The organism is Halobacillus sp. BAB-2008, from assembly GCF_000328325.1.
Taxonomy (GTDB): Bacteria; Bacillota; Bacilli; order Bacillales; family Halobacillaceae; genus Halobacillus.
This window is the reverse complement of record NZ_ANPF01000004.1, coordinates 21,859-47,337: the sequence shown is the minus strand read 5'-3', so window position 1 is coordinate 47,337 and position 25,479 is coordinate 21,859. Positions and strand designations below refer to the sequence as shown.

Annotated in this window: 29 protein-coding genes; 14 read left to right on the top strand and 15 right to left on the bottom strand. The window is 48.0% G+C overall.

What is annotated here, in order from left to right; genetic code table 11:
- Positions 1-39: 39 nt before the first annotated feature.
- Positions 40-591 (bottom strand): NAD(P)H-dependent oxidoreductase, encoded by a 552-nt coding sequence (locus tag D479_RS01930; RefSeq protein WP_008633035.1) that lies wholly within the window; start codon positions 589-591, stop codon positions 40-42.
- Positions 592-836: 245 nt separating this feature from the next.
- Between D479_RS01930 and D479_RS01925 the strand changes: the two genes are divergently transcribed.
- The 6 genes from D479_RS01925 (at position 837) to D479_RS20555 (ending at position 4,059) form a co-directional block, all read left to right on the top strand.
- Positions 837-1,109: a DUF1232 domain-containing protein gene (locus D479_RS01925; protein ID WP_008633033.1), complete on the top strand. Its 273-nt coding sequence runs from the start codon at positions 837-839 to the stop codon at positions 1,107-1,109.
- An 86-nt stretch (positions 1,110-1,195) separates the two neighbouring features.
- Positions 1,196-1,612: an organic hydroperoxide resistance protein gene (locus D479_RS01920; protein WP_008633032.1), complete on the top strand. Its 417-nt coding sequence runs from the start codon at positions 1,196-1,198 to the stop codon at positions 1,610-1,612.
- A 107-nt stretch (positions 1,613-1,719) separates the two neighbouring features.
- The gene (locus D479_RS01915) at positions 1,720-2,004 is read left to right on the top strand and encodes a hypothetical protein (RefSeq protein WP_008633030.1); all 285 of its coding nucleotides are present in this window, start codon (positions 1,720-1,722) and stop codon (positions 2,002-2,004) included.
- Between the two features lie 60 nt (positions 2,005-2,064).
- Complete coding sequence (locus D479_RS01910; protein WP_008633029.1) at positions 2,065-2,676, top strand: metal-dependent hydrolase; 612 nt, start codon at positions 2,065-2,067, stop codon at positions 2,674-2,676.
- Between the two features lie 187 nt (positions 2,677-2,863).
- Positions 2,864-3,886, top strand: a complete 1,023-nt coding sequence (locus tag D479_RS01905; protein ID WP_008633026.1) for an AimR family lysis-lysogeny pheromone receptor — start codon at positions 2,864-2,866, stop codon at positions 3,884-3,886.
- Between the two features lie 17 nt (positions 3,887-3,903).
- Positions 3,904-4,059 carry a hypothetical protein gene (locus D479_RS20555; protein ID WP_161484934.1) on the top strand — a complete coding sequence of 52 codons (156 nt, stop codon included), beginning with the start codon at positions 3,904-3,906 and terminating at the stop codon, positions 4,057-4,059.
- 40 nt (positions 4,060-4,099) lie between these two features.
- On the opposite strand, the gene D479_RS01900 is transcribed toward D479_RS20555, so the two are convergent.
- Positions 4,100-5,608 (bottom strand): BCCT family transporter, encoded by a 1,509-nt coding sequence (locus D479_RS01900; protein WP_026576997.1) that lies wholly within the window; start codon positions 5,606-5,608, stop codon positions 4,100-4,102.
- Positions 5,609-5,880: 272 nt separating this feature from the next.
- On the opposite strand from D479_RS01900, the gene D479_RS01895 reads away from it, so the two are divergent.
- The 5 genes from D479_RS01895 to D479_RS01875 all read left to right on the top strand — a co-directional run bounded on the left by D479_RS01895 (position 5,881) and on the right by D479_RS01875 (position 10,592).
- Positions 5,881-6,390, top strand: a complete 510-nt coding sequence (locus D479_RS01895) for a hypothetical protein (protein WP_008633022.1) — start codon at positions 5,881-5,883, stop codon at positions 6,388-6,390.
- Positions 6,391-6,588: 198 nt separating this feature from the next.
- On the top strand, positions 6,589-8,106 hold the full coding sequence (locus D479_RS01890; protein ID WP_008633021.1) for a BCCT family transporter: 1,518 nt from the start codon (positions 6,589-6,591) through the stop codon (positions 8,104-8,106).
- 140 nt (positions 8,107-8,246) lie between these two features.
- Positions 8,247-9,062, top strand: coding sequence for a DUF368 domain-containing protein (locus tag D479_RS01885; RefSeq protein WP_008633020.1), 816 nt, complete (start codon positions 8,247-8,249; stop codon positions 9,060-9,062).
- Positions 9,063-9,136: 74 nt separating this feature from the next.
- A complete protein-coding gene (locus D479_RS01880; protein WP_008633019.1) occupies positions 9,137-9,454 on the top strand; it encodes a thioredoxin family protein in 318 nt (105 codons plus the stop codon).
- Between the two features lie 55 nt (positions 9,455-9,509).
- Positions 9,510-10,592, top strand: coding sequence for an FAD-dependent oxidoreductase (locus D479_RS01875; RefSeq protein WP_008633018.1), 1,083 nt, complete (start codon positions 9,510-9,512; stop codon positions 10,590-10,592).
- A gap of 51 nt (positions 10,593-10,643) precedes the next feature.
- Here D479_RS01875 and D479_RS01870 read toward each other — a convergent pair whose 3' ends face one another.
- Genes D479_RS01870 through D479_RS01850 form a run of 5 tightly spaced genes read right to left on the bottom strand, consistent with a single transcriptional unit; the run spans position 10,644 to position 15,120 of the window.
- Positions 10,644-11,291 (bottom strand): TVP38/TMEM64 family protein, encoded by a 648-nt coding sequence (locus tag D479_RS01870; RefSeq protein WP_008633017.1) that lies wholly within the window; start codon positions 11,289-11,291, stop codon positions 10,644-10,646.
- A complete protein-coding gene (locus tag D479_RS01865) occupies positions 11,288-12,256 on the bottom strand; it encodes an ABC transporter ATP-binding protein (RefSeq protein ID WP_008633016.1) in 969 nt (322 codons plus the stop codon). The genes D479_RS01870 and D479_RS01865 overlap by 4 nt, the downstream gene beginning before the upstream one ends.
- Positions 12,253-13,053, bottom strand: coding sequence for an ABC transporter permease subunit (locus D479_RS01860; RefSeq protein ID WP_008633015.1), 801 nt, complete (start codon positions 13,051-13,053; stop codon positions 12,253-12,255). The genes D479_RS01865 and D479_RS01860 overlap by 4 nt, the downstream gene beginning before the upstream one ends.
- Positions 13,050-13,910, bottom strand: a complete 861-nt coding sequence (locus D479_RS01855) for an ABC transporter permease subunit (RefSeq protein WP_008633014.1) — start codon at positions 13,908-13,910, stop codon at positions 13,050-13,052. The genes D479_RS01860 and D479_RS01855 overlap by 4 nt, the downstream gene beginning before the upstream one ends.
- Positions 13,891-15,120 carry an ABC transporter substrate-binding protein gene (locus tag D479_RS01850; RefSeq protein WP_008633011.1) on the bottom strand — a complete coding sequence of 410 codons (1,230 nt, stop codon included), beginning with the start codon at positions 15,118-15,120 and terminating at the stop codon, positions 13,891-13,893. The genes D479_RS01855 and D479_RS01850 overlap by 20 nt, the downstream gene beginning before the upstream one ends.
- A 143-nt stretch (positions 15,121-15,263) precedes the next feature.
- Between D479_RS01850 and D479_RS01845 the strand changes: the two genes are divergently transcribed.
- Together D479_RS01845 and D479_RS01840 are read left to right on the top strand one after the other, a co-directional pair.
- Positions 15,264-15,851 carry a class I SAM-dependent methyltransferase gene (locus tag D479_RS01845; protein ID WP_008633009.1) on the top strand — a complete coding sequence of 196 codons (588 nt, stop codon included), beginning with the start codon at positions 15,264-15,266 and terminating at the stop codon, positions 15,849-15,851.
- Positions 15,852-15,884: 33 nt separating this feature from the next.
- Positions 15,885-16,139: a DUF2164 domain-containing protein gene (locus D479_RS01840; RefSeq protein WP_008633007.1), complete on the top strand. Its 255-nt coding sequence runs from the start codon at positions 15,885-15,887 to the stop codon at positions 16,137-16,139.
- A gap of 35 nt (positions 16,140-16,174) precedes the next feature.
- Here D479_RS01840 and D479_RS01835 read toward each other — a convergent pair whose 3' ends face one another.
- From D479_RS01835 to D479_RS01795, 8 genes are all read right to left on the bottom strand, one after another.
- Positions 16,175-17,842 carry a methyl-accepting chemotaxis protein gene (locus D479_RS01835; protein ID WP_008633006.1) on the bottom strand — a complete coding sequence of 556 codons (1,668 nt, stop codon included), beginning with the start codon at positions 17,840-17,842 and terminating at the stop codon, positions 16,175-16,177.
- A 15-nt stretch (positions 17,843-17,857) separates the two neighbouring features.
- Positions 17,858-18,802, bottom strand: a complete 945-nt coding sequence (locus D479_RS01830) for a BMP family ABC transporter substrate-binding protein (RefSeq protein WP_008633005.1) — start codon at positions 18,800-18,802, stop codon at positions 17,858-17,860.
- Between the two features lie 109 nt (positions 18,803-18,911).
- Positions 18,912-19,922, bottom strand: a complete 1,011-nt coding sequence (locus D479_RS01825) for an LLM class flavin-dependent oxidoreductase (RefSeq protein WP_008633004.1) — start codon at positions 19,920-19,922, stop codon at positions 18,912-18,914.
- A gap of 209 nt (positions 19,923-20,131) precedes the next feature.
- Positions 20,132-21,037, bottom strand: a complete 906-nt coding sequence (locus tag D479_RS01815) for an efflux RND transporter periplasmic adaptor subunit (RefSeq protein ID WP_039870440.1) — start codon at positions 21,035-21,037, stop codon at positions 20,132-20,134.
- 5 nt (positions 21,038-21,042) lie between these two features.
- Positions 21,043-21,426 carry a hypothetical protein gene (locus D479_RS01810; protein ID WP_039870437.1) on the bottom strand — a complete coding sequence of 128 codons (384 nt, stop codon included), beginning with the start codon at positions 21,424-21,426 and terminating at the stop codon, positions 21,043-21,045.
- 22 nt (positions 21,427-21,448) lie between these two features.
- A complete protein-coding gene (locus D479_RS01805) occupies positions 21,449-22,120 on the bottom strand; it encodes a hypothetical protein (RefSeq protein WP_008633002.1) in 672 nt (223 codons plus the stop codon).
- Between the two features lie 266 nt (positions 22,121-22,386).
- A complete protein-coding gene (locus D479_RS01800; protein ID WP_346773246.1) occupies positions 22,387-23,715 on the bottom strand; it encodes an MATE family efflux transporter in 1,329 nt (442 codons plus the stop codon).
- A gap of 43 nt (positions 23,716-23,758) precedes the next feature.
- Positions 23,759-24,217 carry a MarR family transcriptional regulator gene (locus D479_RS01795; protein ID WP_008633000.1) on the bottom strand — a complete coding sequence of 153 codons (459 nt, stop codon included), beginning with the start codon at positions 24,215-24,217 and terminating at the stop codon, positions 23,759-23,761.
- Between the two features lie 155 nt (positions 24,218-24,372).
- Here D479_RS01795 and D479_RS01790 point away from each other — a divergent pair, with 155 nt between their 5' ends.
- Positions 24,373-25,467, top strand: coding sequence for a hypothetical protein (locus tag D479_RS01790; RefSeq protein ID WP_008632999.1), 1,095 nt, complete (start codon positions 24,373-24,375; stop codon positions 25,465-25,467).
- Positions 25,468-25,479 lie beyond the last annotated feature (12 nt).

Here is a 25,479-nt window from a genome sequence, read left to right as displayed (position 1 = left end):
AAAACCTGACCGGATCCCTATATGGGACGGTCAGGTTTTTTATTTATCCGGCTCTAAATGCCGGCTCATCTGCATGTATTTATTAAATACGACGGTCATTTCCTTTAAACGGTTGCGCACATCCTCATCGATCAGTTCTCCCTGGGTGGAGAAGTGGTTCGTGTGGGTGTAGACATAGTTCGGTGTCACCATACAGCGGAAGTAATTCAAGATCGGTTTCAATTGATTCTCGATGACGAGATGGTGCTGCAGTGTACCGCCGTTTGCTACGATCGAAACGGGCTTATAACGCATGGCCAGCGGGGATACTGCATCGAAAACATTCTTTAACGTTCCAGGAATGGATCCTTGGAAGATGGGTGTCGCGATTACATAGGCATCTGCACTTTCTACGGCCTGAATAAGCGCCTGCATATCTTTATTATATTCGTCCGCAGGCCTCCCATCGACGAATTGCAGGTCATAATTCTCCAAATCGACGATCTGGGTGTCGTGGGTGTCCGGAAGGTTTTGTATATATCCTTCTATTTCATTTAACAATGTTCTCGTTTTCTTACCGACGATTGTTCCATTCAACAATAAGATCCTCATCAACGTTCTCTCCTTTATTTTCTAGAACCTAACATAGCGTATGCAAAAATGAATGAAGTGGGCTTTATAACAAGTGCTGATATGTATGCCTGTGTAGAAACGGTCGATGGACCGACTATATCGAATAAGAGAAGTGCCGGTCCCGTCCATTTCATGGTAAAGTATCACGTAAGTTAAAGCAATCGTAAGCGGACGCTGGTACAGCGGCTTAGGTGCCGTTATAATGAGGTAGAGGAGTGAAGATCATGATCAAAATGCTCAGACGGATCAAGTTCCTTCTACATATAAGAAAATCGATACCTTTCCTCATCCGTTTCTTTCGATCGGCAGAAGTGACCCCCTGGAAAAAATGGCTTTCTTTGCTGTTTTTGCTCGGCTATGTCGCTTTTCCGTGGGATTTAATACCTGATTTCCTTTTGGTCATCGGTTTTATCGATGATCTCGCTGTCCTGACGTTCGTTCTACAGCTTATGGTGAGGATGGCTCCGGATTCGCTGAAGGAAGAATATGAGGTATAGGAGGATTAGGAAGGTTTAATGTAGGGAATTATGAGGTATGAGTTTATTGTGAATGATTTTAAATAATCAGTCGAGGAGTGGTGATTTTGAGTAAAGCAATGTTTACAGCACACGCAACAGCTAAAGGTGGACGTAACGGCCATGTCATTTCTGATGATGGTTTGATCGATTTGAACCTGGTCCAGCCGGGTGAAGGAAATGAAAAAGGTTCCAACCCTGAGCAGCTGTTTGCTGCCGGATATTCTGCATGCTATGACGGTGCATTGAACCTAATGGCAAGCAAGCAGAAGAAAGACATCGATTCAGAGGTCACTGCTGACGTAAGTCTGTTGAAAGATGAGTCGGACAACGGCTTCAAAATCGGCGTTGTACTTAATGTTGATATTAAGGGAGTGACGCAGGAAGAAGCTGAGGAGCTTGCGAAAGCTGCCCACGAATTCTGCCCATACTCCAAAGCGACTCGTGGTAACATCGAAGTAGAACTTAAGCCAAGAGCTGTATAAGTCATACCTTTAGAAGCACCCGTTTTCCGGGTGCTTCTTTGTTTGCAATCCTGTTATTTTATCGATTCGGAAAAGTGTGGTATTTTAGAGGCGGAGGGATGAAGGTCATGAAGATAACCGATCAAGCAAGAGACTTACTGCATCAGATCTTAGAAGACGAAGAAGCCGGTTGTCTCCGCCTGTTTTTTGCCGGGTACGGCTGTGGGGAACCTGATATCGGAATGACGATCGGGGAACCTCAGGCAGATGACGAACTGCATCAGGTCAACGATATCCCCGTTGCAATCGACGGGCGGATCATGCATCTGACGGAAACGTTAACGATTGAAGGCAAACAGACGATGGAAGGACCGAAGTTTCAATTAAGCGGTCTACCGGAAAAAGAGTGTTGACTTCCCACTATCCAGCTGGATGTGGGTTTATTTTTTAAACAGAGAGAGGTTCGAAACATCATGATGGCACGTGGACACCAGGTCGTCGGATTCACTTTCGGGGTGGGTGCCTTGACGCTGCTTCCTTCCTTTGAATTGGTTTCCGAGCGACCATTTCAAACGATCTTATATTTTGTCTTTGTTTTATTCGGTTCCTTATTACCAGATATCGATACACCGACATCCACGCTTGGCAGTAAGTTCTGGAGAGGATTGATGACGGTGTTTACCCTCGCTTTCCTCTGCTACTTATTCGCACCTCAGTACTTGGATACATACAGGGATGAGCTGAAGATCTTCGTCATGCTTCTGCTGCCCATTCTAATTATGATCCGCGGTCATAGGAAAATGACCCACTCGATCCTGTTCGTGAGTCTGCTGGCATTATATGGTTACATATTGGAACAAACGTTGAATATCCCATGGTTTTACCTGGGAGGTTTGATGATCGGTGTTGTATCCCACCTTTTCGGGGACTACATAACAAAACAGGGTATCCCTCTTGGGTATCCTATATCTAAAAAGTACGTACAGTTTTTATTTACATTTAAGACGGGTTCCAGTACGGAGAAGGTACTGATATATGGACTGGTACTCTGGAATGTATGGTTTCTGACCTCCATCATTTTTTAATTGTGCAGCACGAACTGATACAGTAATACTTGATCGTCCGCCTCTCGAGAAGCAGCAACCTTCTCAGGGGCGGTTATCTTTAGGTGTATTTTAGGTAATATAGCGGCATACCAATTGGTTTGTACTGGACAGGTGGAATTTTATTCAATAAAATGTAAATAAGCATAAGAGAGGAGTCTTGGTGCTTATGGTGAATTATAAGTTGATTGAGCCGAGTCCGCTTACAAGTCTGCAAATGAACCGAAGCTCTTCGTTATATACCATCTATTTAAATAACTTGAAACGTTATTCCAGAATAGAAGCACTTAATCAGACACGGGATTTCATCTTCGCCCATACTCCTGATCAGTTATCCGAACAGATCGCCTCGATGGAATTTCTCTACATGAATGATTTGTTCGATGATCTAACATGTTGGATGAATCAGCCGGGCATCAGGAAAGATGTGTCTTTTCTTTACAGTATCTTGATGGATCGCCGCCAAAGAAAATCAACGATGGACCGCGTTCATCAACTGAAGGCTATCCGGTTTACGAACCCTTCCATGCATTGTCTTCACCTCTTCACCCTCGTTTATTCCTACTATGATTTGAAGATGTACACAGCCTTGGATAAATATTTAGATGACTGTGAGCTTGCGCTTCGAGCCGTGGATGAACCCCTCATGTATTATTATTTGAATCAGAGGTACCAGGAGCTCCTTTTCCAGCATTATTGGAAGACAGACAACTCTATTCTCGCCAGCCGGTACGCTTATAAGATGATCAATACAGAACTTTCACCGAAGCGGAAGTATCGTATGTATCATCACCTGGCCTTATGTCTACTCTTTGACGGATATAATTCTGCCATCGAGCCGCTCAGTAAAGCTCTGGAAATCGCAGAGAGAATCAACGAAAGACCTCTCATCGACTCCGTTCTTCACCGATCGCTTCCGTTCATCTCGGCTTTCCATTATAAGACGGAGGGAGTCACTACACCGGACCCTGTGGAGAATGCACATCTTTGTATTGTGAAAGGGGATGTGAAGCGGGCGAAGGATTTCCTGCGGACGCTTCCTGTGCTGACTCCTTTTCAAGAGAGTTACATGGGGCTTGCCGAGCGGGATGAAGACCGGTTGAATCTTGCACATAAACGATTTATTACCGAACGTGGGGACCATTTCTTTGCACGTGTACCTTTGGAATTCTTGAAACGAATACAATCATAATTGGAGGCAGATTTTTCATGAGAAAAATGCTGACGTTGCTGTTCCTTTTTGTATTGCTTTCGGCCGCAGGTGCTTCGTTTTCAGATGGTCATACGTATGCGAAAGATCCGGGCGACCCTGGTATGGGCTCCGTTCATCCTGACAAAGATCCGGGCGATCCCGGCATGGGTTAAACAAGAAGACGCCTCCTTTAACAAGGAGGCGTCTTCTTGTTTATTTTTTCCGTTTTCTTTCTGGTAGAGGTTCTCTACGGATCATTTTCGTAAAGGCGTAAACGAAAATGATCAGAATGATGGTAAACGGCAGGGCGGAAACAAGAGAGGCCGTCTGCAGCGCATTCAGTCCTCCTGCGACGAGTAGAACAGCCGCAATAGCCGCCATTAGTACACCCCAGACGATTTTAATCGGAAGAGAAGGTGTCAGGCTTCCGTTCGTCGTCATACTTGCAAGGATATAAGTGGCGGAGTCTGCCGATGTAATAAGAAATGTTGCAATTAATAAGATAGACAGCATCGACATGATTCCTGTCAACGGAAGGTATTCATATGTTTCAAATAAAGCGACGGTGATGTCGTTACTAACAGCAGATGCAATCGATGTTCCACTGTTAAGGTCACTGTTCAATGCCGTACCACCGAAAGTGGCGATCCATAGGCAGGCGATTAATGGCGGCACGACAAGCACACCGAAAACGAATTCCCGGATTGTTCGTCCCCTGGAAACCCTCGCAACGAATGCTCCGACGAATGGAGACCAGGCAATGGCCCAAGCCCAGTAAAAGATCGTCCAGTCCTGCAGCCATCCATTGTTTCCCTGATAAGGCGTAAGCCTCAAGCTGTAGCTGACAAAGTTGTTCAGATAGTCTCCCAGTCCCAATGTGAAACTGTTCAGGATGAAAACAGTAGGGCCTGCAATAAAGACAAACAGCAGGAGAAGAAGACACAGACCGAGGTTCAGATTGCTCAACCATTTGATGCCTTTATTCAATCCTGTGCTTGAAGAGGTTAAGTATAGAATAAGCAGAACGGCGGTGATAAGTAATTGGCTTGTGGTGTTGTTCGGAACATCAAATACGGCATTCAACCCGCCGTTCATCTGCAGGATGCCGAGTCCGAGAGAGGTGGCAATTCCCATTACCGTAGCGATGACGGCCAGGGAGTCTGTCGTGTTCTTGACCACTTTGGATTTGCCGAGTACAGGTTCTAGAGCCGTAGAAATCAGGCCGTTCTTATCCTTCCGGAACTGAAGGAAGGCGATGATCAGACCGACGATGGCGAACACCGACCATTGGCTGACACCCCAATGGAAGAAGGAATATCCCATAGCGACTCTGGCTGCTTCTTCTGTTTGTGGTTCGAGGTCAGAGAAAGGGGTCTCAAAGAAATGGCTCATCGGTTCTGCTACTCCGTAGAAGACGATTCCTACCCCGAATCCTGCGGAGAACAGCATCCCGATCCATGTGAAGAATGGGAATTCCGGTTTGGAGTCTTGAGGACCGATTTTGATTTTGCCGTACTTGCTTATGCTCAAAATAATAAGAAATAGGACGAATCCGAATACGGAAATCAGGTAAAACCAACCGAAATTCAAGGTTGTGAAATCGAATAATGTGCCGGCGACGTTCCCGAACCCTGTCGGATTGACGGCCCCGATCACGACTAAAATGGCTACGACGGTTGCTGAAATAAGAAAAACTGGATTTTTTAACTGTTCTTTCATCATACTCCCCTTTCATGAATCAGATAATAGGTCATTCAATATAGCCTTCCCTACATTTTCCTGCAGGAAACATCAGCATTCTTCATACGATGCTTCTTATTCCTCCCGAAGCAGTCTTCCCCTGAAACAGGTCGTAATTCTAAGGATTTTCCTGTAAGCATTTCGTTCCACCTCCTTTCTATGGTTCTTCATTCTACCAAACAAGGATAGGTTTGTAAGAGTGGGCTAGGATGGGCCGGGATAGGTAAACATAGAGAGAGAGGAGGGGGAAAAGCATGTTTGAGCCGTGTAGAAATATTGGAGACTGGATGAGGGACTTTCCTGGTAGATGGTGGGTGGCGGGAGGCTGGGCAGTGGATCTTCATATAGGAGAAGAAACCCGTCATCATCATAATGTGGATATTGCTTTAATAGAGCCTGAGGACAGCAGCTTCTTCCGCGATTGGTCCCCGCTTGGGACATCTCCCAGTGGAAGTCTCCGTGTACTTGCTCCTACAGGGGAGGAAGTAAATGTGTGGCTGCAGGAACAGGAAAAGGAGAGGTTCCGTTTCTCCGCAGCTGTTCATTATGATCTATCTTCCATGCATCTGCGCTCGGAGAACGGGCTGCCTTACTTAAATCCGGAAATTGTCCTTTTGTATAAAGCATTTTCTGATACGGAAAAGAACGAAGCAGATTTCAAGTTGCTGTATCCTCACTTGAATGAGCATCAAAAAGAATGGCTGAAACAAGGATTAATGCATCATCGCCCGCAGCATCATTGGTTAATCCGGCTGCTGTATTGATGTTTGTTATATAGCTGCGGGATAAAATTATTAAAGGCTTTAACTTTAATGTGACGGGCGTTACGGTCATTATGCTCAGGAAGAAAGTCCGCTTTTCTGTTTATATTTTCTAAGTATGGGTATTCGTCTATAAGAACTTCCATGACCGGAGGATGCCTCTTACCCGGGAATCTCACCAGGTCGGAAAGGAGACGAATGATGAATAAGGTTACATCCGTATTTTGGATCACATTAGCCATCGCACTATTGTCGGTCGTTTGGGGGGCGGTGGCACCCGGCAACTTAGGGGAGATCACAGGTAGTATTCAAACCTACATTTCTGTCCATTTCGGCTGGTATTATTTATTGATTGTCACAGGTTTCGTACTATTCTGTCTGTACATGATCATCAGCCCATACGGGAAAATCAAATTGGGAAAACCATCAGATAAACCGGATTACAGTTATCCCACATGGTTTGCAATGCTTTTCAGCGCAGGGATGGGGATCGGACTCGTCTTTTGGGGAGCGGCCGAGCCGACAACTTTTTTTGCCTCCGACGCACCTTTGTCGGAAACGGGTTCTGATGCCGCTCTTAACGAAGCGATGCGGTTCGTTTATTTTCACTGGGGTGTGCATGCTTGGGGAATTTATGCCATCGTCGCGCTTGTGCTCGCTTACTTTAAGTTCCGCCGGGGAGCACCCGCTTTGATCAGTTCGACCCTGGAACCGCTTTTTGGAGAGAAAATGAAGGGGCCGTGGGGGAAACTGGTGGACGTCATCGCTGTATTCGCAACGATTGTAGGTGTGGCAACGACACTTGGGTTCGGGGCAGCGCAGATCAACGGCGGCCTTACGTATCTGACTTCCATTGAGGATTCTTTTGGAATCCAATTGACCATTATCCTGATTGTTACGGTGCTGTTCATGATGTCTGCTTATACAGGGCTAAGTAAAGGGATCAAGTACTTAAGTAATACGAATATGATTTTGGCAGGTCTGCTCCTGCTTGTGATGCTGATTGTCGGACCGACTTTATTCATTTTGAATATGTTCACAGATACAATCGGTGCATACTTACAGAACCTTCCAGGGATGAGTTTCCGTCTTGCGCCGAACAGTGAAGAAAGCAGAACCTGGATCAATGATTGGACGGTTTTCTACTGGGCCTGGTGGATTGCCTGGTCTCCATTTGTAGGAATCTTCATCGCCCGTGTTTCTAAAGGGCGGACGATTCGGGAATTCCTTTCCGGTGTCCTGCTCGTCCCGTCAGCCATCGGATTCCTTTGGTTTTCCACATTCGGTTCCTCTGCCATTCAAGTGCAGAGAAGTGGAGATGCAGACCTGACCCAATTAGCGACAGAGCAGGTATTATTCGGCTCCTTCGACAATTATCCACTCGGTTTGATTATGTCGATTATCGCGATGTGTCTGATCGGTACATTCTTTATTACATCAGCAGATTCCGCTACGTTCGTGCTCGGAATGCAGACGACGAACGGTTCACTGACACCGCCAACGATGGTCAAGTTCGTCTGGGGACTGATCCAATCATCCATGGCTGCGGTACTGCTGTATTCAGGTGGACTGCAGGCACTGCAGAATGCTTTGATTTCAGCCGCTTTCCCCTTTTCCTTCGTCATGATTCTCATGGTCGTATCCTTGTACAAGGCGCTGCGTGCCGATAAGAAGGCGATAGAAAGGGATAATGAACAAATGGAAAAGGATTCCGCTTAACCGGCAGTTTTTGTCTTCCACTCATCCGTAACCGCTTTTTCACTGTTTTTTAATTATTTTCATGAAATTGTATCATTAAGGAGATTCGAATTCTGATAGAATAGAGAGTGACTATGCATGTCGCAAAGGAGTTATGGATGATGTGGGAATGGAAGAACATATACCGCGGACTGCTGATGGGAGCGAGTGATGTCGTTCCGGGAGTCAGTGGAGGAACCATCGCGGTCGTTTTAGGTATTTATGATCGTCTTATTGAAGCGATCAATGGAATATTCAGCAGGGAATGGAAACGGCATCTTCGTTTTCTCATCCCGCTTGGAATCGGTATTGGTATATCGATCGTCCTGCTTGCTAATGTAATTGAATGGTTGTTTGAGCATTATCCTGGTCCGACCCAGTTTTTCTTCCTTGGTCTGATCATCGGAGTCCTGCCTTATTTAGCGCATAAAGCGGATATGAAGCATACCTTTAAAGCTCAGCATTACCTGCTGCTTCTGATCGGTGCAGCCGCGGTCGCTTCTATGGTGTTTTTCCAGACAGGAGAATCCGAGCCGCTGCAAAACATGACAGCTTCAACGTATCTGCTGCTCTTCTTCTCGGGTTGGATTGCCAGCAGTGCTATGATTCTGCCGGGCATCAGCGGATCGTTCATTTTGCTGATCATCGGTATCTATTCGACGGTTGTCAGCGGTATCTCTGATTTCCGGATCGACATCATTGCCGTGGTCGGTATTGGAATTCTGATCGGACTGATAACGATGAGTAAAATCGTTAAGTTTTTCCTGGAGAATTATACGGCTGGTACGTTTGCCGTCATTATCGGATTGGTGATCGGGTCCGTCGTCGTCATCTTCCCGGGAGTTCCGGAGAACGGTGTCATGTGGATCGTCAGCATCGTTACGTTCCTTGCAGGTCTGGCAGCGGCGTGGCTGCTCGGAAGAGTCGAATATAAATAAGCAGAACGTAAGACAAAAGTTCCAGATTCTATTAAGATGGAAGATAGATTGAAGCACAAAGGAGAATGGAAGATATGGAATCTATTCATACTGTTGATACATTCAACGAAATCATTGAAAGCGAGCAGCCGGTTATTGTGAAGTTCCAAGCGGACTGGTGCCCGGATTGCCGCCGTATGGACATGTTTATCGGAGATATTCTCGAGGAGTACAACGGATATCAATGGTACGATGTTAATCGTGATGAACTTCCGGAAATGGCGGAGAAATATGAAGTCATGGGCATTCCGAGTCTCTTGATTTTCAAGAACGGTAATAAACAGGCACATCTTCACAGTGCGAACGCGAAGACTCCCGAAGAAGTGCTGGAGTTTTTGAAAGCAAGTCTTTAATCGGTACGTCCACATGGTCCCCATGTGGACGTTTTCTATAAGGAGGTTCTGCCATTTGTACAAACGGTTGTTATTGGTTGGTGCGGGTCATGCCCATTTAGAAGTGTTGCGCCAGTGGAAGGAGAATCCGCTTCCGAACGTACAAGTATGTTTGATCTCGCCAAACCGTTACCAATATTACTCAGGAATGTTCTCCGGTTTTACAGAGGGTATCTATGAAGAGGAAGAGACACGTGTGGATCTCAGGAGGCTGACTATAGATGCCTGTGTTCACCGGATTCAAAAGAAAGCAGCGAGGATCGACGTTCGTCATAAGAAAATCATTTGCGAAGATGGATCCGCTTATCCGTTCGATGTCGTCAGCTTTGATATCGGTTCTGGGAGTCTCCCCCCTGATTTTGCAGAGTCGCCTGCGCGCTCGGTCAAGCCGAATGACGAATTCATTGAACAAATGAAGGAATTGCGGGAAACACCGATGCCGCTCATTATCGGTGGGGGAGCGGCCGGGACGGAGCTTGCTCTGTCGATGCAGGCCTATAAAGAGATGCAGGGGATTCCCGGCCAGGTACGTATCATTACATCCGGGCGCATTTTGTCGGATGCGCCAAAGTGGGTTTCTACGAAGCTGGAAGGATTGTTGAGGGAAAAGGGTGTGCGAGTCTGGGAGCAGGAACGTGTACAGGAGGTTTCAGACTCCCATGTCCATACAGCTACCGGCAATCAGGTTCGCCACACAGGTGTGCTCTGGCTGGGCGGAGCTTTCGGTGATACCGTCTTTGAACGCTCGGGTGTGGAAGTGGATGAACGGAGTTTTGCTTACGTTCGTTCGACCTTACAATTCGAAGGGTTCGATTACATGTTCGGTGCGGGCGATTGTGTCACCATGATGGATCATCCCGATCTGCCGAAAAGTGGTGTCTATGCGGTAAAGCAGGGGCCGGTGTTGTTTAACAATCTAAGAAGTTATCTGGATGGGAAAGAACTGCAGCATTTCTCTCCTCAGAAAAATGCCATGTATATTCTGTCGACAGGCGGAAAGCGGGGATTCCTTATCTATGGACCGCTCAGTGCCCATAACCGGCAGGCTTGGAAGATGAAGCATAAAATAGACAAAGAATTCATGGCCAAATATCAATAAAAAAGTCTTTGACGTCTGTCCTTCAGCACAGGACTCGTCAAAGACTTTTTTTCAGCGTATTTTTAACCATTCTTTCACTTTATTGCGGAATAAGAAAGTAAGAACGAGGACGAAGGCGAAGACGCTGAAAGCTGCAATGATCAAGCTGCGGTTCCCGCTGGCCAGACTTGTACCTACTAAACTGTAGGCAAAAGAACCGGGAAGCATCCCTATGACGGTAGCGAGCAGGAAAGCAGAGGGACGGACTCTTGTCATTCCGGCAAGGTAGCTTAAAATATCGAAACCGACTAGTGGGATAAGACGCAGAATGAATACATACAGAAAACCTTGACGCTTCATCCTCGGATAGACCGCTTCCGCCCATTTGGATTCTTCGAATTTCAGGACGGAATCTCCGAAGAAACGCCCCATCGCATAGCCGGTGATCGATGCTGCTGTCGCTCCGATGATGATATAAAGGATTCCGGGCCACAATCCGTAAGCGAAGGCTGCGGCGAGCGAAAGGATCGAAGTCGGAAAAACAATGATCGGACCGGCGGCATACAGCAAAATAAAGAGGGCCGGCCCCCACGCACCGAAGGATTGGATGTAGGAGCGGATATGGTCCGGGGATACGTTCAGTTGGCTCCTCACGATAAAGACTGTGAAGAGGAACACAGTTAAAACGACGAGAGCCCGGCCGATGCTTTTCCTGCTCACTGTATCCCCGCCTGAAAGGTACGCACGTCCGCCTTGTTTACATATAGAAGTACGTCCGTTTCTATAAGCGAGCGGTCCTGGAGAGGGATGGCAAGCTTCTTCTCCAGCTCAGGAAGCTCGATATGAGCGATGGGATGGCCGTGGTTGTACGTAATGTGTTCCACCCTTCCCTGAAAAGTCAAGCTATCCTCTTCTTTTTCCGACGAGTGAAATCTTACATGCTTTAAAGGCACGTAGGTCCGGTCATCAATGATAAAGTGGCCACCCATGAAGGATGCGACGTGGATGTTGGCAGGATAGTCATGGAGCGTATCCGCTTCCCCGATCTGCTTAAAGGCTCCATCCTGAAAGAGGGCGATCCGATCCCCCATGATCATAGCTTCCTCCAGGTCATGCGTAACGAACAAGGCGGTCGTGTTCCGTTTCACTAAAAAGTCACGCACCCAATAGCGCAGATCCTGGCGTAGATGAGGGTCGAGGCTGCTGAATGGTTCATCGAACAAAATAACTTCCGGTTCTGTCGCCATAGCCCTGGCGAGCGCGGTCCGCTGCTGCTGGCCGCCGGATATTTGTGATGGGAAGTGGCTTCGGTAATCTGTCATTCCGATGGCAGCAAGTAGCTGCTCTATCTTTTCGGGCGTGTATTTTTTGGATACTTTCGCTCCGTACGTAATGTTTTCTTCCACAGTCATATGGGGGAACAGTAGCGGTTGTTGAAAGACGAGGCTGATATCCCGTTGATTGGCTTTCTGCCTCGTAATATCCTGTCCGTTCATCAGGATTGTTCCGCTTGTCGGTTTTTCCAGGCCGGCAAGGACACGCAGGAGGGTGGTTTTCCCACTTCCTGATGGTCCGACCACACTGAGTATCTGACCTTTTTCCATGGTAAAGGAAAGTTCACTCAATACGACCGGTCCTTTGAACTGTTTAGTGATCCGTTGAATTTCCAGAGCTGGGCTTGTCATCGTTGATTCCTCCATCGTGTATGAGTATATGGGAGAAAGGAAATCATTCCTTCCACTATGGCATACATAGCTAGTGGTACGAGTGCGAACCAAATGGAGAAGGCGGACATCAGGGACGGGTCGGCATTCTCCATGAACGGAAAGAAAACCATCGGAAGGGTCCGTACCTGTCCTCCCCCAATGATCGAAGTTATCGCATACTGACTTAGACTGATGACGATCGTCAGGAATGTCGTGCTCCGGATCGCCGGCTTCATCAGGGGCAGTTCAATGGTAAACAGCTGCTGGAGCTTTCCTGCTCCCAGTACTTCGGGCTGCTGCAGCATGGAAGATCCGATCTGCTTATAGGTGTTATGGAAAATCTTGATGCTGTAGGGAACCGTCGGGATCAGATGAATAAGTATGACGCCTGCTGCTGTGTCTGCCAACCCGATTCGGATCATCCAAAGGTGAAGGCCCATGGTAATGGCAAGAACGGGAATAAGCAGGGGGGCAAGCAGGAATGCTTCCAGAATCGCCTTGCCGCGGAAAGTTGTCGTCGCAAGAGCTTTTCCGGCGGGGAGGGCGATCAGGAAGTTGAGGATAAGCACACTGAAAGCTATTAGAACGGATGTCCCTGTCGCTTCGATCAAATAAGGGTCATTCCAAAGCCGCTGATAGCTCGTCCATTGAAGCGTGATCCCATTTCCTGTGTGGAACCGGAATGGAGCGCTGAGGCTCTGTAAAAGCAAAAGGAACAGAGGAAATACGAATACTCCCCCTGTGACCAGGTAAAACAATGTTTTCTTCAAGGTCATAAAGATTCTCCTTTCGCTCTTCTCCATCTCCTTCTGTTTACAAAGGCATAACCGACGACAGCCAGAGCAAGCAAGAGAAGGCTTATAGAAATCATTGCAGCAAACGCAAGCGGACGATCATCCCAAGAGCTTCCATAAAACCAGTCATAGCTTAATACCGCTGCCATTTCTGGATAAGTCGTTCCAAGCAATGCCGGCACTTCATACGCAGACAAGGTAAAGGCAAAGACGATGAGGAACGTCTCGATCAAGACGGGGGTGAGGCTTGGCATGTCTACTGTTTTGAATTTCTGCCAGCCGCTGCCGCCCATCGTTTCGACAAGGTCATAATACTCCCTGTTTATTCCTGCATACACAGGGAAGAGCAGCAGAATGACAAGCGGGAGTTCTTTCCATACATAAGTAATGATGATGCCGATCCCGTTCGGGTCCCGTGTCCAAATCGGGAAAGCTTCCGTGCCGGCCAACAGGCCAAAAGAAGTCAATGCTTGAGCTGCCACACCCGATTCCGATAAGAGCAGGAGAACGACATACCCCCATACAAAATGAGGGAAGAGCATTGGTATCCAGACGAGGAGCCGTGACGATGTTTTCTTGAGATAGGTATAGAAATACTTGGTCATCACGAGCCCGATGACCATGGAAAGGGACGTGGCAAGGAAAGCCGTTTGGACACTGAAGCTGATGGAGCTTATGAATCTCCCGTTGTCTGCAAGCTCTTTATAATGCGTAAGACGCACACTTCCGTCATCCATCAGGCTTTGGATCATGCCGTTTACCAATCCATAAAACGGCATGACTAGAAAAAGAAAGGATGGAAGCAGCAACCACAGGCTCTTAGTCCTGAACGATTTCATTAAACCATTCTTCCGTCATCCATTCGACATAAGAAGCTGCTGATTCGGGCAGAAAGCTTTCTTCCAATTTTTCTACAGGAAGGACACTATCGCCCCGATCAACCGCTTCAAACTGTTGCTTCTGCTCTTCCGGCAGCAGGTCGAGGCTGATCGGTGTGTTGTCACCCCAGGAATCGGGCTGAAGCTTGGCCAGTTGTGCCTCCGGAGACAACAGGAAATTGATGGTCGTCAAAGCGCCTGGTTTGTTCGGACTATTGAACGGTACAGACAGGAAGTGGGTATTTCCGATGGACCCCGGATCCATGACGAAGGATTTCGTTGTTTCAGGAAATACGCCTTCTTCGATTAATGATTCTGCGCGTGCTTCGTTGTACCCCATCGTCATCCATACTTCGCCTTCGCTGTATAGACGGTCCAATTCAGTCAGGTCATTCGGATAATGTTCGCCGGACCGCCAAAGATCTTCTTCTATATCCTTTAAATAATCCCATGTCTGATCTGCTGTCGGCTGGATGGTCTCTTCATCGAGAGGCTGATCATAGATGTCTGAAGGCTTGTCTGCCTTTGCGTACAAAATATGCCGCAGGAAGGCATTGCCGGAGAAATCTTCTGCGCGCGGGTACGTAAATTTACCTGGGTTTTCGTGGATCCACGTTTGCAGTTCCTCAAAAGTTTCCGGCGGGTTTTCAATTTTGGCGGAATCATAGAAAAAGACGAATTGAACTTTTCCCCATGGGGCCTCCATTCCATCCACCTCTGTGCCGAAATCTTTTTGAAAGGCTGGTGAGTCCGTATCATAATATTTCTGGAAATTGGGCAGACCGTCGGTGATCGTTCCGCTCAATAATTTGTTTTCTTTAGCATTTTTGAAATTTTCGCCGTTCAGCCAGATAAGATCGATCGATCCATCCTGTTTGCCGGCTTGTTTTTCGGTTTGGAGCTTCTGCAGAATTTCCGGTGTGTCCATCGGCACGCGCTCCAACGTTACACCAAACTGTTCTTTCATGCGGGGAGCTGCCCATTCGTCGATATATTGGTTAATGCTTTCATCCCCGCCCCACATATGTAAACGGACGGTAGTATTCTCAGAAGCTGATTCGATGGCCTGCCAGGATTGGTCCGACCAATCGGTGCTGTTCGGTTCCTGGCTGCACGCAGATAAGAAGACCAGGGCAGCCAGAAAAAGCATGAGACTGAAAAACTTGTTCATGAAATTCCTCCTCTATCTATTCCATCTTTATCATCCATTGGACTCTTTTCTATCATACAAACAAAAAGACAGGAAGGAAACTATTCCTGCTTCCTGCATGCGGAGGGGCTTCCCGGGGTATGAAAGGACTAGGAGGTGTCGACATGCTGTATGAACAGTTCGCAAAACCGGAAGGATGGATTGGTAAGCTCGCTGGAAAGTATATGGAACGGGAGAATGAAGCGTTGAACGAATGGACCATCCATTTTCTTACCTTGGAAGAGGGGGACCGGGTGTTGGAGATCGGCTTCGGTTCGGGAGGGGCATTGAAAAAGGCATTGGAAGTACCGGGAATCCATTTGTTCGGAATCGATCCATCGGAAGCGATGGTGTACACGGCACTGCGACATCTACATAAACGGGAGAGTACTGCAGATGTCTGCCTCTATCACGGAGAAGCATCTCAGTTGACCACTTTCACTCAGCCGCTGGATAAAGTCTACGCCGTCAATAACAGTACGTATTGGGAAAAGCCGCTGGATACGCTCCTCTATTTGCGGGGGCTGATGCGGAGAAACGGGAAAATCGCGTTAACCATTCGCCCGCACGAGAACGGAGCGGGGGACGATACAGCAGAGTTGTTAGGCGGCCAGCTGCAGGCCCTGCTGGTCAAGGCTGGTTTTCAACAGGTTCGCATCCATCTCCGTGACGCAAAACCGAACGATGCCGTCTGCGTGACAGGAATGGCGTGAGAGTATGCTACGATGGGGGAGGAGGGATGAAGCATGAAATCGTTGACGAAAGAAGAACGGGAATATTTGATCGATCAGGTGCAGCAGCATTTTGAAATGGAGCGGAACGAGGTGCTCGGAGAGCTTGCGGCCGATCACTTCGTCCAGTGGATGGCAGAGGAAGCAGGTCCGATTTTTTACAATAAAGGTATCACGGATGCCAGACGGATGGTAGAACAGAAGGTAATGAACATCGATGAGGACCTGCTTTCGTTGGAAAGACCGGCAGGCAGACCGAAGAGAAGATAAAGAAAACCGCTTCCTCATTGAGGAGCGGTTTGTTTTTATGCTTGTTCTTTATTCCAGCGGAAGTGATCGATTTGTTCGTTCAGCTCTGTCACCATGGTGGTCAAATGGGCCGCCTCCTTGCGTAAGTGTTCAAAGGCGGACTGCTGTTCCACGGTTGATGCAGAAATTTCTTCTGTACCTGCCGCTGTTTGTTCGATGACGCTGCTGACGTTCTCCATGGAAGCGTGGACGTTCTCGCTGCGGTCTTTAGAGTGAGAGAGTTCATCGACAAGCTCTTCCAATCGGGTATCTATTGTTTTTACTTGATCAGTAATCCTTTCAAATGCGGTCTCTGATTTGGCGGAAGCGCCGGTTTGTTCCTTTGCCAGGGAGAGAGCAGCGGTCATCTCCTTTTCAATGCTCCGGACACCGTTTCTTATTTGGCTGACCATGTCGGATATATCTGCCGTAGCATTGGTCGATTGATCAGCAAGTTTTCTTACTTCTTCTGCAACGACAGCGAAGCCTTTCCCGTGTTCCCCGGCGCGGGCCGCTTCGATGGCAGCATTCAAAGCAAGAAGGTTCGTTTGTTCGGCTACATCATTGACGACTTTGATCGTCGTATCGATACGGTCGGTGTATTGGATGAAGTCCGTGACCGATTTCTCGACACGAGAGAGGGAAGCGCTGCTTTCCTCCATTAACGAACGTTGACTCGTGACACTTTCTCTTCCTTCTTCGACAAACGCCCGCGCCTGTTTCCCTGCTTGTCTCGAAGCCGATCCCAGCTCTGTGTTTTTTAAGAAGCTGTGGTGCAGTTCCTCCATTAAGGAGGCGACATCCTGCATGTCATTGGATATGGACTGGCTTCCCGCGGCCAACTCGTCCGTAGACTGAGTAACTTGGTCGGAGACTTCCGTAAGGGCATGCATTTCTTCGTTCAATCTCCCGCTGAATGTACCGACTTGGCGGCTGATTTGGTGAACGGAAGACACGGTTCCCCGGAGTTGATCGACCATCGTTTGAAACGATCGTTTCAATTGCCCGATTTCATCTTTCTCTTTGTCCATGACCACGAGCTCCGTCGTCAAATCACCGTCCGCAATGCTTGCTGCTTTATCGGCAAGCGCGCGAAGAGGTTTGGCGATGTGCTTCGTCAGTCTGGTCGTAGACAGGATGGTCAGGACGAGAAGGACCGTGGCAGCAATGATGGTAAATGTAATCAGCTGACGGATAGTATCCTTCTGCCTGTCTATTTGGTTCTGATACCAGGATTGCCCTTCCTGCTCCAGCATGTACACGTCATTCGTTATTCCGGCCGTTCTGGAAGCCTGCCGCTGTACCTCATTGACATCGCTGTCCGCCAGTGCCTCTTGTGCCCGGTTCTTCCAATCAGCAAATTTCGCTTCTGCCTGCTCGTACCAGCGTTTTTGAGCGGCTGTTGTGACGAGGGGAGCTACTTCTTTGAATGACTCTTCCATCTGGGCGATCTGCGTTTCCGCATCCTCCTGGAAAGCAGCGGATGGGTTATATCCATAGGTAGTTAACGCTTGTTCCACTGTGACAAGTCCTCCGTGCAGTTCTTTCGTTTCTAATAGAATCTGCACGTCCTGATTCGATGATTGCTGCAACTTCATCATTTGGAAAACGATGAAGCCGATCAGAATAAGGCATATGAACAGGGGGATCAGCGTCATTATGTATAATCGTTTCGCAATGGTCATGATCGTTCTCCTCCTTTATTCCTTCCCGTCCGCCTCGTCGATCATCTGTTCGTCTGCTTCTGTCCATTCGATGATCCGGACAGGTGCAAGGCCGATTCCGTTCTCTTTGATCCCGAGCGTCTCCGGTCCTGTAGTGATTTCACCGGTTTCCTGCAGTTCTTTCATGACTCTGTATAACGCCACGTTGACGTTTTTCAACATGGAAGACACAACGGCATCTTCCGCTACGAAGAATTGGTCCGTATCGACACCGAAGGCATAGATCCCCTGATTTTGTGCTTCTTTCAACACTCCAATTCCGGCAAATCCTGCAGCAGGGAAAAGGAAGTCCGCGTTCTTATCCGCCATATCAGCAGCTAATCGGGCCCCTTCTTCATCGTCATCGAACGAGCCGGTATAGCCTGTCAGAACCTTTGCATCCGGGTTCACGGCCGCTACTCCTTCCCGGAATCCCTTTTCGAAGTTTTGAATAACAGGCATTTCTTCTCCTCCGATGAATCCGACCACATCGGATTTTGTTTTGGAACCGGCAATCATGCCTATCAATCTGCTGCCTTCTTCATCTTTGAACAGGATGGATCGGACGTTCTCTTTTTCAGATACAGCATCGATCAACACGAATTTCTGCTCCGGGTATTTATCCGCCAAGGCTTCAATGGCAGGTTGGGAATTGTATCCGAGTCCAATGATCACGTCGTGACCCTGTTCAATCATTTCTTCCGCCTTTGCCTCATAGTCTCTATCGAATGGTTCTCTGTAATCGAATGTAATGCCAAGCTCATCCCTGGCCTGTTCCAATCCTTGAAATGCCGAGTCACTGTAGGCGTTATCTCCAAGACCGCTTTCTGTAACGAGCAGTCCGGCAGAAAAGGTCTGTGCCGTTGCCTTTTCTAAGTTTTCACTGCATCCGGTAAGGATCCATAGCGCAAGAAACATGTACACGAGCAATCGAACTTTCAACGTTAGCCACTCCTTTTGTATGATGTCTGACATCTATTAAATCGGTAAGCCGATCTATTTGTTGAGCAGGATATAAAAATTCATACAAAAAACACCAGGAACAGAGTTCCTAGTGTCGGGAGTATTCCTTATTCAAAGAGAAGGCGTCCGCCAGTAGTTCATACGACCGCATGCGTTCCTCGAATGGAGAAACAATGGTATTGACGATCAACTCATCGACCCCGTAGTCGTCGGCGAGTTGGACCATTTCTTCTTTTACTCTCTCCTTGCATCCAACGATCATACGGTGCCGGTTCTCGCGGATTTTCTCTTCTTCATAGAGGGAATAAGAATAGGAGAGTGCCTCTTCCGGTGTCGGAAAATGGTTCATATCGGTTCCGCGCTCAATTTGTAGAAGGGCTAAATCAAGTCCTGTTGCCAAATACTCGGCTTTCTCATCCGATTCTGAACAGATGACGAAAACAGATACATTCACAGCAGGTTTATCCTGCTGCATAGATGGAGTGAAATAGTCTTTGTATCGATCGACTGCTCTCGTCCCGCCCCGGCCGTTAATAAAGTGGGCGAACGAGTAAGAGGTGCCTAAATCAGCTGCGACCCGAGCACTTGTCCCGCTGGAACCGAGCATCCATACAGGAGGCGCTGATTGTCCTTTCGGTGACGCATATATATCCATACCGTGCGGGTCATATCCGTGAAGATACGCCATTAATTCTTCCACTTGCTGCGGATAGCCTTCTGTATTAGGAAGCTTTCCGCGGTTCAGGGCAAGGTTCACGTTCGGTTTTCCTCCTGGTGCCCGGCCGATACCTACATCCACACGATTCGGGTGAAGTGTCTCCAGAATGCGGAAGGCTTCCGCTACTTTGTAGGAGCTGTAGTGCGGGAGAAGAACCCCGCCTGTGCCAATGCGGATCTTCTTGGTTTGTGAAGCGAGATGGGCGGCTAATACTTCGGGTGCGGACCCTGCAAGGCTGTCCGTACTGTGATGTTCCGACACCCAGAAGCGATGGTAGCCAAGTTCGTCTGTCCATTTTGCAAGCTCAGATGTTTGTGCTAATGCTTCCTGCGGGCTTCCCCCGGATAGGATAGGGGATTGATCCAGTATGCTTAATTTCATCTGCCTGCCCCCTTCATTGTTGGTGGTTATGTCTATGACTATCGTCCCACGAGTGGAGGGGAGATGCAAAGGATATGCCTTTTGCGCAGAGGGTTTTATGAGAAGGGAGGAGGCCTCTATTTCCTGTGGGAAAAGAAGGAGGACTGCTTGGAGGGGGGAAGCAGAAGAAAGAAAAACGCAGGCGTAGGGCCTGCGTTTTCATACGTGCTTTATCTGGCCAGAAACCCGAGCATACCGTAGGTCAACTTCGTCTGCTTATCCAGCTTGAATAATTTCTTAGCATGGACATCATCGATATGGATCGGTGTGAAGAAGACCGTTCCGTTACGGAACTCATCTTCAGGCTGAACGGCCAGCCATTCGTTCTCCTCTAAGCCCTGAACGATTTCGACGAGGCCGTCTTCGGTTATGCCTTTCTCAATCTCCCGCTTCTCCATTTCACCGTCTTCATTCATCACCCAGGCAAAGAGATTCTCCTCTGTGCTGAGCGCTTCATCGGCGGCGGTGACAGCGCCTGGAGATTCGTTTGTAATGATGCTTATTTCAGCGTGATACCCTGGTAGAACGTCTTCGTTCAAGTCATCCATTGCAATGGTGAAAGGATACCGGCTCGTTCCTTTTACAGACGTACGATCCGGATGGGTATCGATGGAGCTGATCGAACCGGTGCTTTCCATATCCAGCTCCGGTACTCTAATGTCTGCCTGCATCGTTTCATCCACAGTCGTACGCGCCGACTCATCTAATGTGCCGGAGAGAATCAGATCGGTGGAAGCGATCGTAAGCAGCGGAGCATCCAGCTCTTCCGAGATTTCCGTGACGGTTCCAGCGAAGGTGCTTGTAACGGTAATCTGATCGCCATCCTGCTGCAGCTGGTCGAGTTGGTCTTCCTTCATTTCGAGCATCGCTTCCTGTTTCATAAGTTCCGACGCCTGTTCGGCAAGCTTCTCCTGCTTCAAGTATTCTGCTTCCGCATTGGAGGAAGTGTCCTCCTGCTGCAGAGGTGAACGATCCGTCATTTCTTCCGTCTCATCCGGATTTCCTCCCCCGAAAAAGCTGGGAGCGCTCATTCCGGACGTCGACTCGGACGGCTCCGGAATTTCATAGTCTTCCAATTCTTCTATGTAGCTTGTGTCGCGGAGATTTCCTGCTCGATGCGGTCGATGTCTCCCTGAAGCTGTGCTTCCTGGGCGTAATAATCTGATACAGCATAAGTGTACAGGTCATCGCCGTCTGCGACGGTATCTCCTTCTTCAACGAGAAACTCTTGGAAGCTGCCAAGCTCCTCATCCAAGTATACAGGGGTAGTCGTTTCCGAAGTGAAAACTCCTTTTGTCTCCAGCGTTTCCGCCAAATCTTCTGTTACTGTCTGTGACCAGTCGTGGACGTAGGATTTTCGCTCGACCTTCTCTTCCTCATCGAAATAAATGAGGAGAGCGTTTGCCACAATAAATGCGACGATTAATAATCCCAGGATGCGCCCTTTCACATTAACTTTTGCCATAGTATTTCCACCTGCTGCTTTCTTACCTGATTAGATAAAGTAGGAACAAATCATAGTGGGCAAGGGCGGAGGTACCGGCCCATAAGAGGATGTGCCAAACGATGACTCCAGTCCATATCCACCCTTTTCTCGTAGTAGACAACCAAGTGAGACATTTGACTTGATACCAGATGATGAACAATTGAAAAATGGATATCGCTCCGAAGAAATAAATGATCCACTCGATGGAAGTGATGTAGGAAGCGATCACTCCGAAGGAAAGAGGGGATACATACCAGTCGATACCTGCGTAGACCATGAGCGGAATCCATGTGATCCGTTCCAAAAGCATGATCAACAATACGTTCATCTGGATGATGAACAGTTTCTTATAAGATACATTATTAAATAACCAGAAGAAAAAGGAAGAGATGAACAGGACGAATAGGAAGATTCCCAGGGCGAACGCTGTCCGGCCGATCAGAAACCAGGCTTTCCTCTGTTCGTATTCTGTACGGGTCAACCCGTCCATATTGGCAGATATCGCATCCGTTCCGAGTCCGAGCCAAGCCGTCCATGTGTATGTAAGGACTGTTAATAATAAAGTGAAGAATAATAGATTCCAAACGTTCCTCAGCCGCTCGGCTTCATTCAAACGAAATAAATGATCGTCCCGGCGGGTGAACAACTTAATGAGATTTACTGAATAAGTCATGTCCTCCATCCTTTGGCAGCAAAATTAAAGCTATGTCTTATTTTAACGGAAATTGTCACCAGTTGCTATAAAGGATTGTAATCTTTGGAAAAATGAGAAATCCTGAAAATGGTGGACTCCATCGGAAAGAAGAGGCAGCTTTCAAGGATATAACAAAGGTGCTTCCAAAGAAGCACCTTTGTTTGTTTCGGTATTGATTTTCAGGCCCTGAAGGGGACGGGAGGGCAGGTGTGAAGCCTTATCGTTTTCCAGCGCCCGGAAATACGTTAAGTGGCTGCTGTATCATAGTTTCCTGGTTTCTTCTTCGTATGGAAGAAGAGCTTCCTGTCTTTGTACAGGAAGAACATAGACAGGGTGAACGCAAACAGGTCAGATAACGGGAAGGCAAGCCATACACCGGTCACCCCGAAGAAGTTCGGCAGGATCAGTACGAGCGGAATCAGGAATAAAACCTGGCGTGCCATGGAAAGTATCAGCGCAGGCTTTGCCATGCCCAAAGCCTGATACAAACCGCCGCTTACGACCTGAGCACCAATTAATATAGCAAGAGAGAACATGATCCGCATGGCATGAGCACCGGAATCGATCGTCGCCTGGTCTCCGGTGAAAATCTTCATCAAGCCTTCCGGGAAGACCATCATAATAATGAAGATGAGGGCGGAAATTATCGTGACAACCTTCATTCCGAGTTTGATGGTGTCCTTCAGCCTTTCATCATTGTTCGCACCGTAATTGTACCCGATGATCGGCTGCATGCCCTGAAGGACTCCGATCATCGGCATGATCGTGAACATCGTCAGCTTCTGGACGATACCGAAGACGCCGACTTCGAACTCGCTGCCGAATTTAATAAGCATCAAGTTGATCGCAATCATCATCGCACTCCCTGCCACCTGCCGAATGAAGGCAGGTAAGCCGATGGTCACGACTTCTTTCAGCACTTTGTACACAGGGAGCAGGTACGCCGTTTTTATGGAAAGGGAGGATTTTCCCTTAAGGAAGTAATTTAAAATGACGACGGTGACGGTCGCCTGGGAAATCACGGTTGCAACCGCCGCCCCCTGCACGCCCATATCAAGACCGAAGATGAAGATTGGATCTAAAATGATGTTGATGACAGCAGGGATGATCATGGTCATCATGGCGAACTTCGAATTCCCCTCCGAACGGATGATGCTGTTCGTTGTAAACGCAAACGAGAAGAAGAACGATCCGACCATGATTGGGAACAAATAATCACGCGCGTAAGGCATGATGTTGTCGGTCGTACCGAACAGTCTTAACAGTGGTTCTAGAAAGGTGAAGGCACCGATCAGACCGATGCCGCTGACGAGCACGATGGTGAACAGGACGTTGCCGAAGACGTGGTTCGCTTCTTCCGGCTTGTTCTCCCCGAGACGTCTTGAGATGACGGAAGCACCCCCGATACCGACAGCAGCGGATATGGCCATGATGATCATCATGACAGGAAATCCGATACTCACCCCGGAAACGCCGAGAATGCCGACGCCGCGGGCGATGAATAGCGTGTCGACGACGTTGTATAAGGCCATGACGAACATTCCTACCATAGCGGGAATCGATAAATTGGCCAGCAGCTTCGGAATCGGCTGTGTACCTAAACGCTGACTCTGTTCTTCATTTGCCGTCCCTCCTTGTAAGGTCGCGGTTCAAGTTGTTCTGCATCTTTTTCAGCCAGGCGTTCATCACCTGTTCTTCTTCCCAGGACAATCCTTCTGTAGCTTCTGTTTCGATTTCGTCGATGATCTGGAGGATCGTGTCGTAGAGATCCAAGCCCTGATCGGTAAGCGAAATAAGCTTTGTCCGTTTGTCCGTTTCGCTTGGGCGTTTCAAAATACGCTCATGCTTTAATAACGATTCAATGAGTCCGTTCATAGAAGAGGCCTGGATATGGAGTCTCTTCTGCATTTCTGTCTGGGACTGTTCCCCGGATGTCGCAAGGAAGTAGATGACTTTCGCCTGGGCGTGTGTCAATCCGTATTCGCCGAGTCTTTCGTTATATATGTTTTTTAGAAAATGGGATACCATGTGGATGTTATATCCCAGAGAATGATCAATTTGTTTTTTCTTTTCCATTTATTTAGCCCCCTAAACAAATAGAAGTATAAATCAGAACAGGAGAGAAGGCAATCCTCCCGCCTGATTCTTTGTGCTTAACGAATAGAAGGTATTTGTACACATATTTCCTGATGGATTTATTGTAAAATGAAGGAAAAGGAGTGAGGCAGAAGATGGGTGGATTAATAGAGCGTAAATCGAAGTCCTTCTATATCGCTTTGGTATTTATTTTCCTGCTGCTTGGATCCAATATAGCTATTCAAAAATGGGAATGGACGGGGCGGGTGGATCCCCTGCTCGTATGGGGGACGGTGCTTGACGTTATGGTGGTTCTGCCTGTTGTCGTCTTCACCTTTCTATTGAGAAGGAAACCGACGCTGTCTGTATTTGCGCCGATGATTTTACTCGGTCTTCTTTTCATCCATTGGATTGTTCCTGATTACGCAAAGGAAGAGTTATTCCTGTTGAATGTATCAGTCTTGATTCTGGAGGCGGCTGTCGTCCTCTTTGAAATAGGGATGATCGTCTTGTTCGTAAAGAAATACCCGGAATGGAAGCGTCACTTTCAAGGAGCATCCCAGGAATATCCTCATCTCCTTCCACGCATCTTCGCCGCGAATAAGCGGACCTTAGATCTGGAAGGGAGAGGCCGTACCTTCTCCCGGTTAAGCGGATTTCTTGCAACAGACGTCTCTGCTGTTCGTTACGCTTTGTTTCCTCGATTCGATCGCGTTCCTCCTGCGCCGAACAGCTTCAGCTATCACCAGCGCAGCGAGTATTTCGGTGTGTTTCTCATGCTCGTCCACGCAATGCTGATTGAAATTATTGCCGTGCACGTCATGCTTATGCAGTACAGCCACACGGCCGCATGGATAGCGACGGTGCTTGATATGTATGCCCTGCTTTTCCTGATCGGAGACTACCAGGCAATCCGGAAGTCTCCGGTTATTCTTGAGGATGACCGTCTCCACATTCAAAAAGGACTTCGTTTCCATACAGTGATCGATACGGTTGATATAAAGGAACTGGCTGTATATGAAGCGGGTGATGAGCGCTGGCGAAAGGATAAGCGCGCCGTTCACCTCGGTCTGGCGGGATTCGAACCGGTGCCTCCGCAGCTTGTGCTGGAGCTTGCAGACGCTGTGGATGTACACCTTTTCTTCGGGCTCAAGAAGCGGGTGGATCGCATCTACCTGACCCTGGATGAGCCGGAGCGGTTCTGGGAAGCGATAAAAAGAGAGGGAGTGGTTTCAAAGGATGGAAAATAGTCAATTATGATA

Bases quoted from the DNA above. Each gene is read 5' to 3' on its own strand.
- D479_RS01930 (WP_008633035.1), bottom strand. From the start codon at position 591: ATGAGGATCTTATTGTTGAATGGAACAATCGTCGGTAAGAAAACGAGA.
- D479_RS01810 (WP_039870437.1), bottom strand. From the start codon at position 21,426: ATGGCAAAAGTTAATGTGAAAGGGCGCATCCTGGGATTATTAATCGTC.
- D479_RS01835 (WP_008633006.1), bottom strand. From the start codon at position 17,842: ATGACCATTGCGAAACGATTATACATAATGACGCTGATCCCCCTGTTC.
- D479_RS01925 (WP_008633033.1), top strand. From the start codon at position 837: ATGATCAAAATGCTCAGACGGATCAAGTTCCTTCTACATATAAGAAAA.
- D479_RS01845 (WP_008633009.1), top strand. From the start codon at position 15,264: ATGCTGTATGAACAGTTCGCAAAACCGGAAGGATGGATTGGTAAGCTC.
- D479_RS01885 (WP_008633020.1), top strand. From the start codon at position 8,247: ATGTGGGAATGGAAGAACATATACCGCGGACTGCTGATGGGAGCGAGT.
- D479_RS01850 (WP_008633011.1), bottom strand. From the start codon at position 15,120: ATGAACAAGTTTTTCAGTCTCATGCTTTTTCTGGCTGCCCTGGTCTTC.
- D479_RS01855 (WP_008633014.1), bottom strand. From the start codon at position 13,910: ATGAAATCGTTCAGGACTAAGAGCCTGTGGTTGCTGCTTCCATCCTTT.
- D479_RS01910 (WP_008633029.1), top strand. From the start codon at position 2,065: ATGATGGCACGTGGACACCAGGTCGTCGGATTCACTTTCGGGGTGGGT.
- D479_RS01900 (WP_026576997.1), bottom strand. From the start codon at position 5,608: ATGATGAAAGAACAGTTAAAAAATCCAGTTTTTCTTATTTCAGCAACC.
- D479_RS01895 (WP_008633022.1), top strand. From the start codon at position 5,881: ATGTTTGAGCCGTGTAGAAATATTGGAGACTGGATGAGGGACTTTCCT.
- D479_RS01915 (WP_008633030.1), top strand. From the start codon at position 1,720: ATGAAGATAACCGATCAAGCAAGAGACTTACTGCATCAGATCTTAGAA.
- D479_RS01890 (WP_008633021.1), top strand. From the start codon at position 6,589: ATGAATAAGGTTACATCCGTATTTTGGATCACATTAGCCATCGCACTA.
- D479_RS01790 (WP_008632999.1), top strand. From the start codon at position 24,373: ATGGGTGGATTAATAGAGCGTAAATCGAAGTCCTTCTATATCGCTTTG.
- D479_RS01805 (WP_008633002.1), bottom strand. From the start codon at position 22,120: ATGACTTATTCAGTAAATCTCATTAAGTTGTTCACCCGCCGGGACGAT.
- D479_RS20555 (WP_161484934.1), top strand. From the start codon at position 3,904: ATGAGAAAAATGCTGACGTTGCTGTTCCTTTTTGTATTGCTTTCGGCC.
- D479_RS01880 (WP_008633019.1), top strand. From the start codon at position 9,137: ATGGAATCTATTCATACTGTTGATACATTCAACGAAATCATTGAAAGC.
- D479_RS01795 (WP_008633000.1), bottom strand. From the start codon at position 24,217: ATGGAAAAGAAAAAACAAATTGATCATTCTCTGGGATATAACATCCAC.
- D479_RS01860 (WP_008633015.1), bottom strand. From the start codon at position 13,053: ATGACCTTGAAGAAAACATTGTTTTACCTGGTCACAGGGGGAGTATTC.
- D479_RS01840 (WP_008633007.1), top strand. From the start codon at position 15,885: ATGAAATCGTTGACGAAAGAAGAACGGGAATATTTGATCGATCAGGTG.
- D479_RS01905 (WP_008633026.1), top strand. From the start codon at position 2,864: ATGGTGAATTATAAGTTGATTGAGCCGAGTCCGCTTACAAGTCTGCAA.
- D479_RS01865 (WP_008633016.1), bottom strand. From the start codon at position 12,256: ATGACAAGCCCAGCTCTGGAAATTCAACGGATCACTAAACAGTTCAAA.
- D479_RS01825 (WP_008633004.1), bottom strand. From the start codon at position 19,922: ATGAAATTAAGCATACTGGATCAATCCCCTATCCTATCCGGGGGAAGC.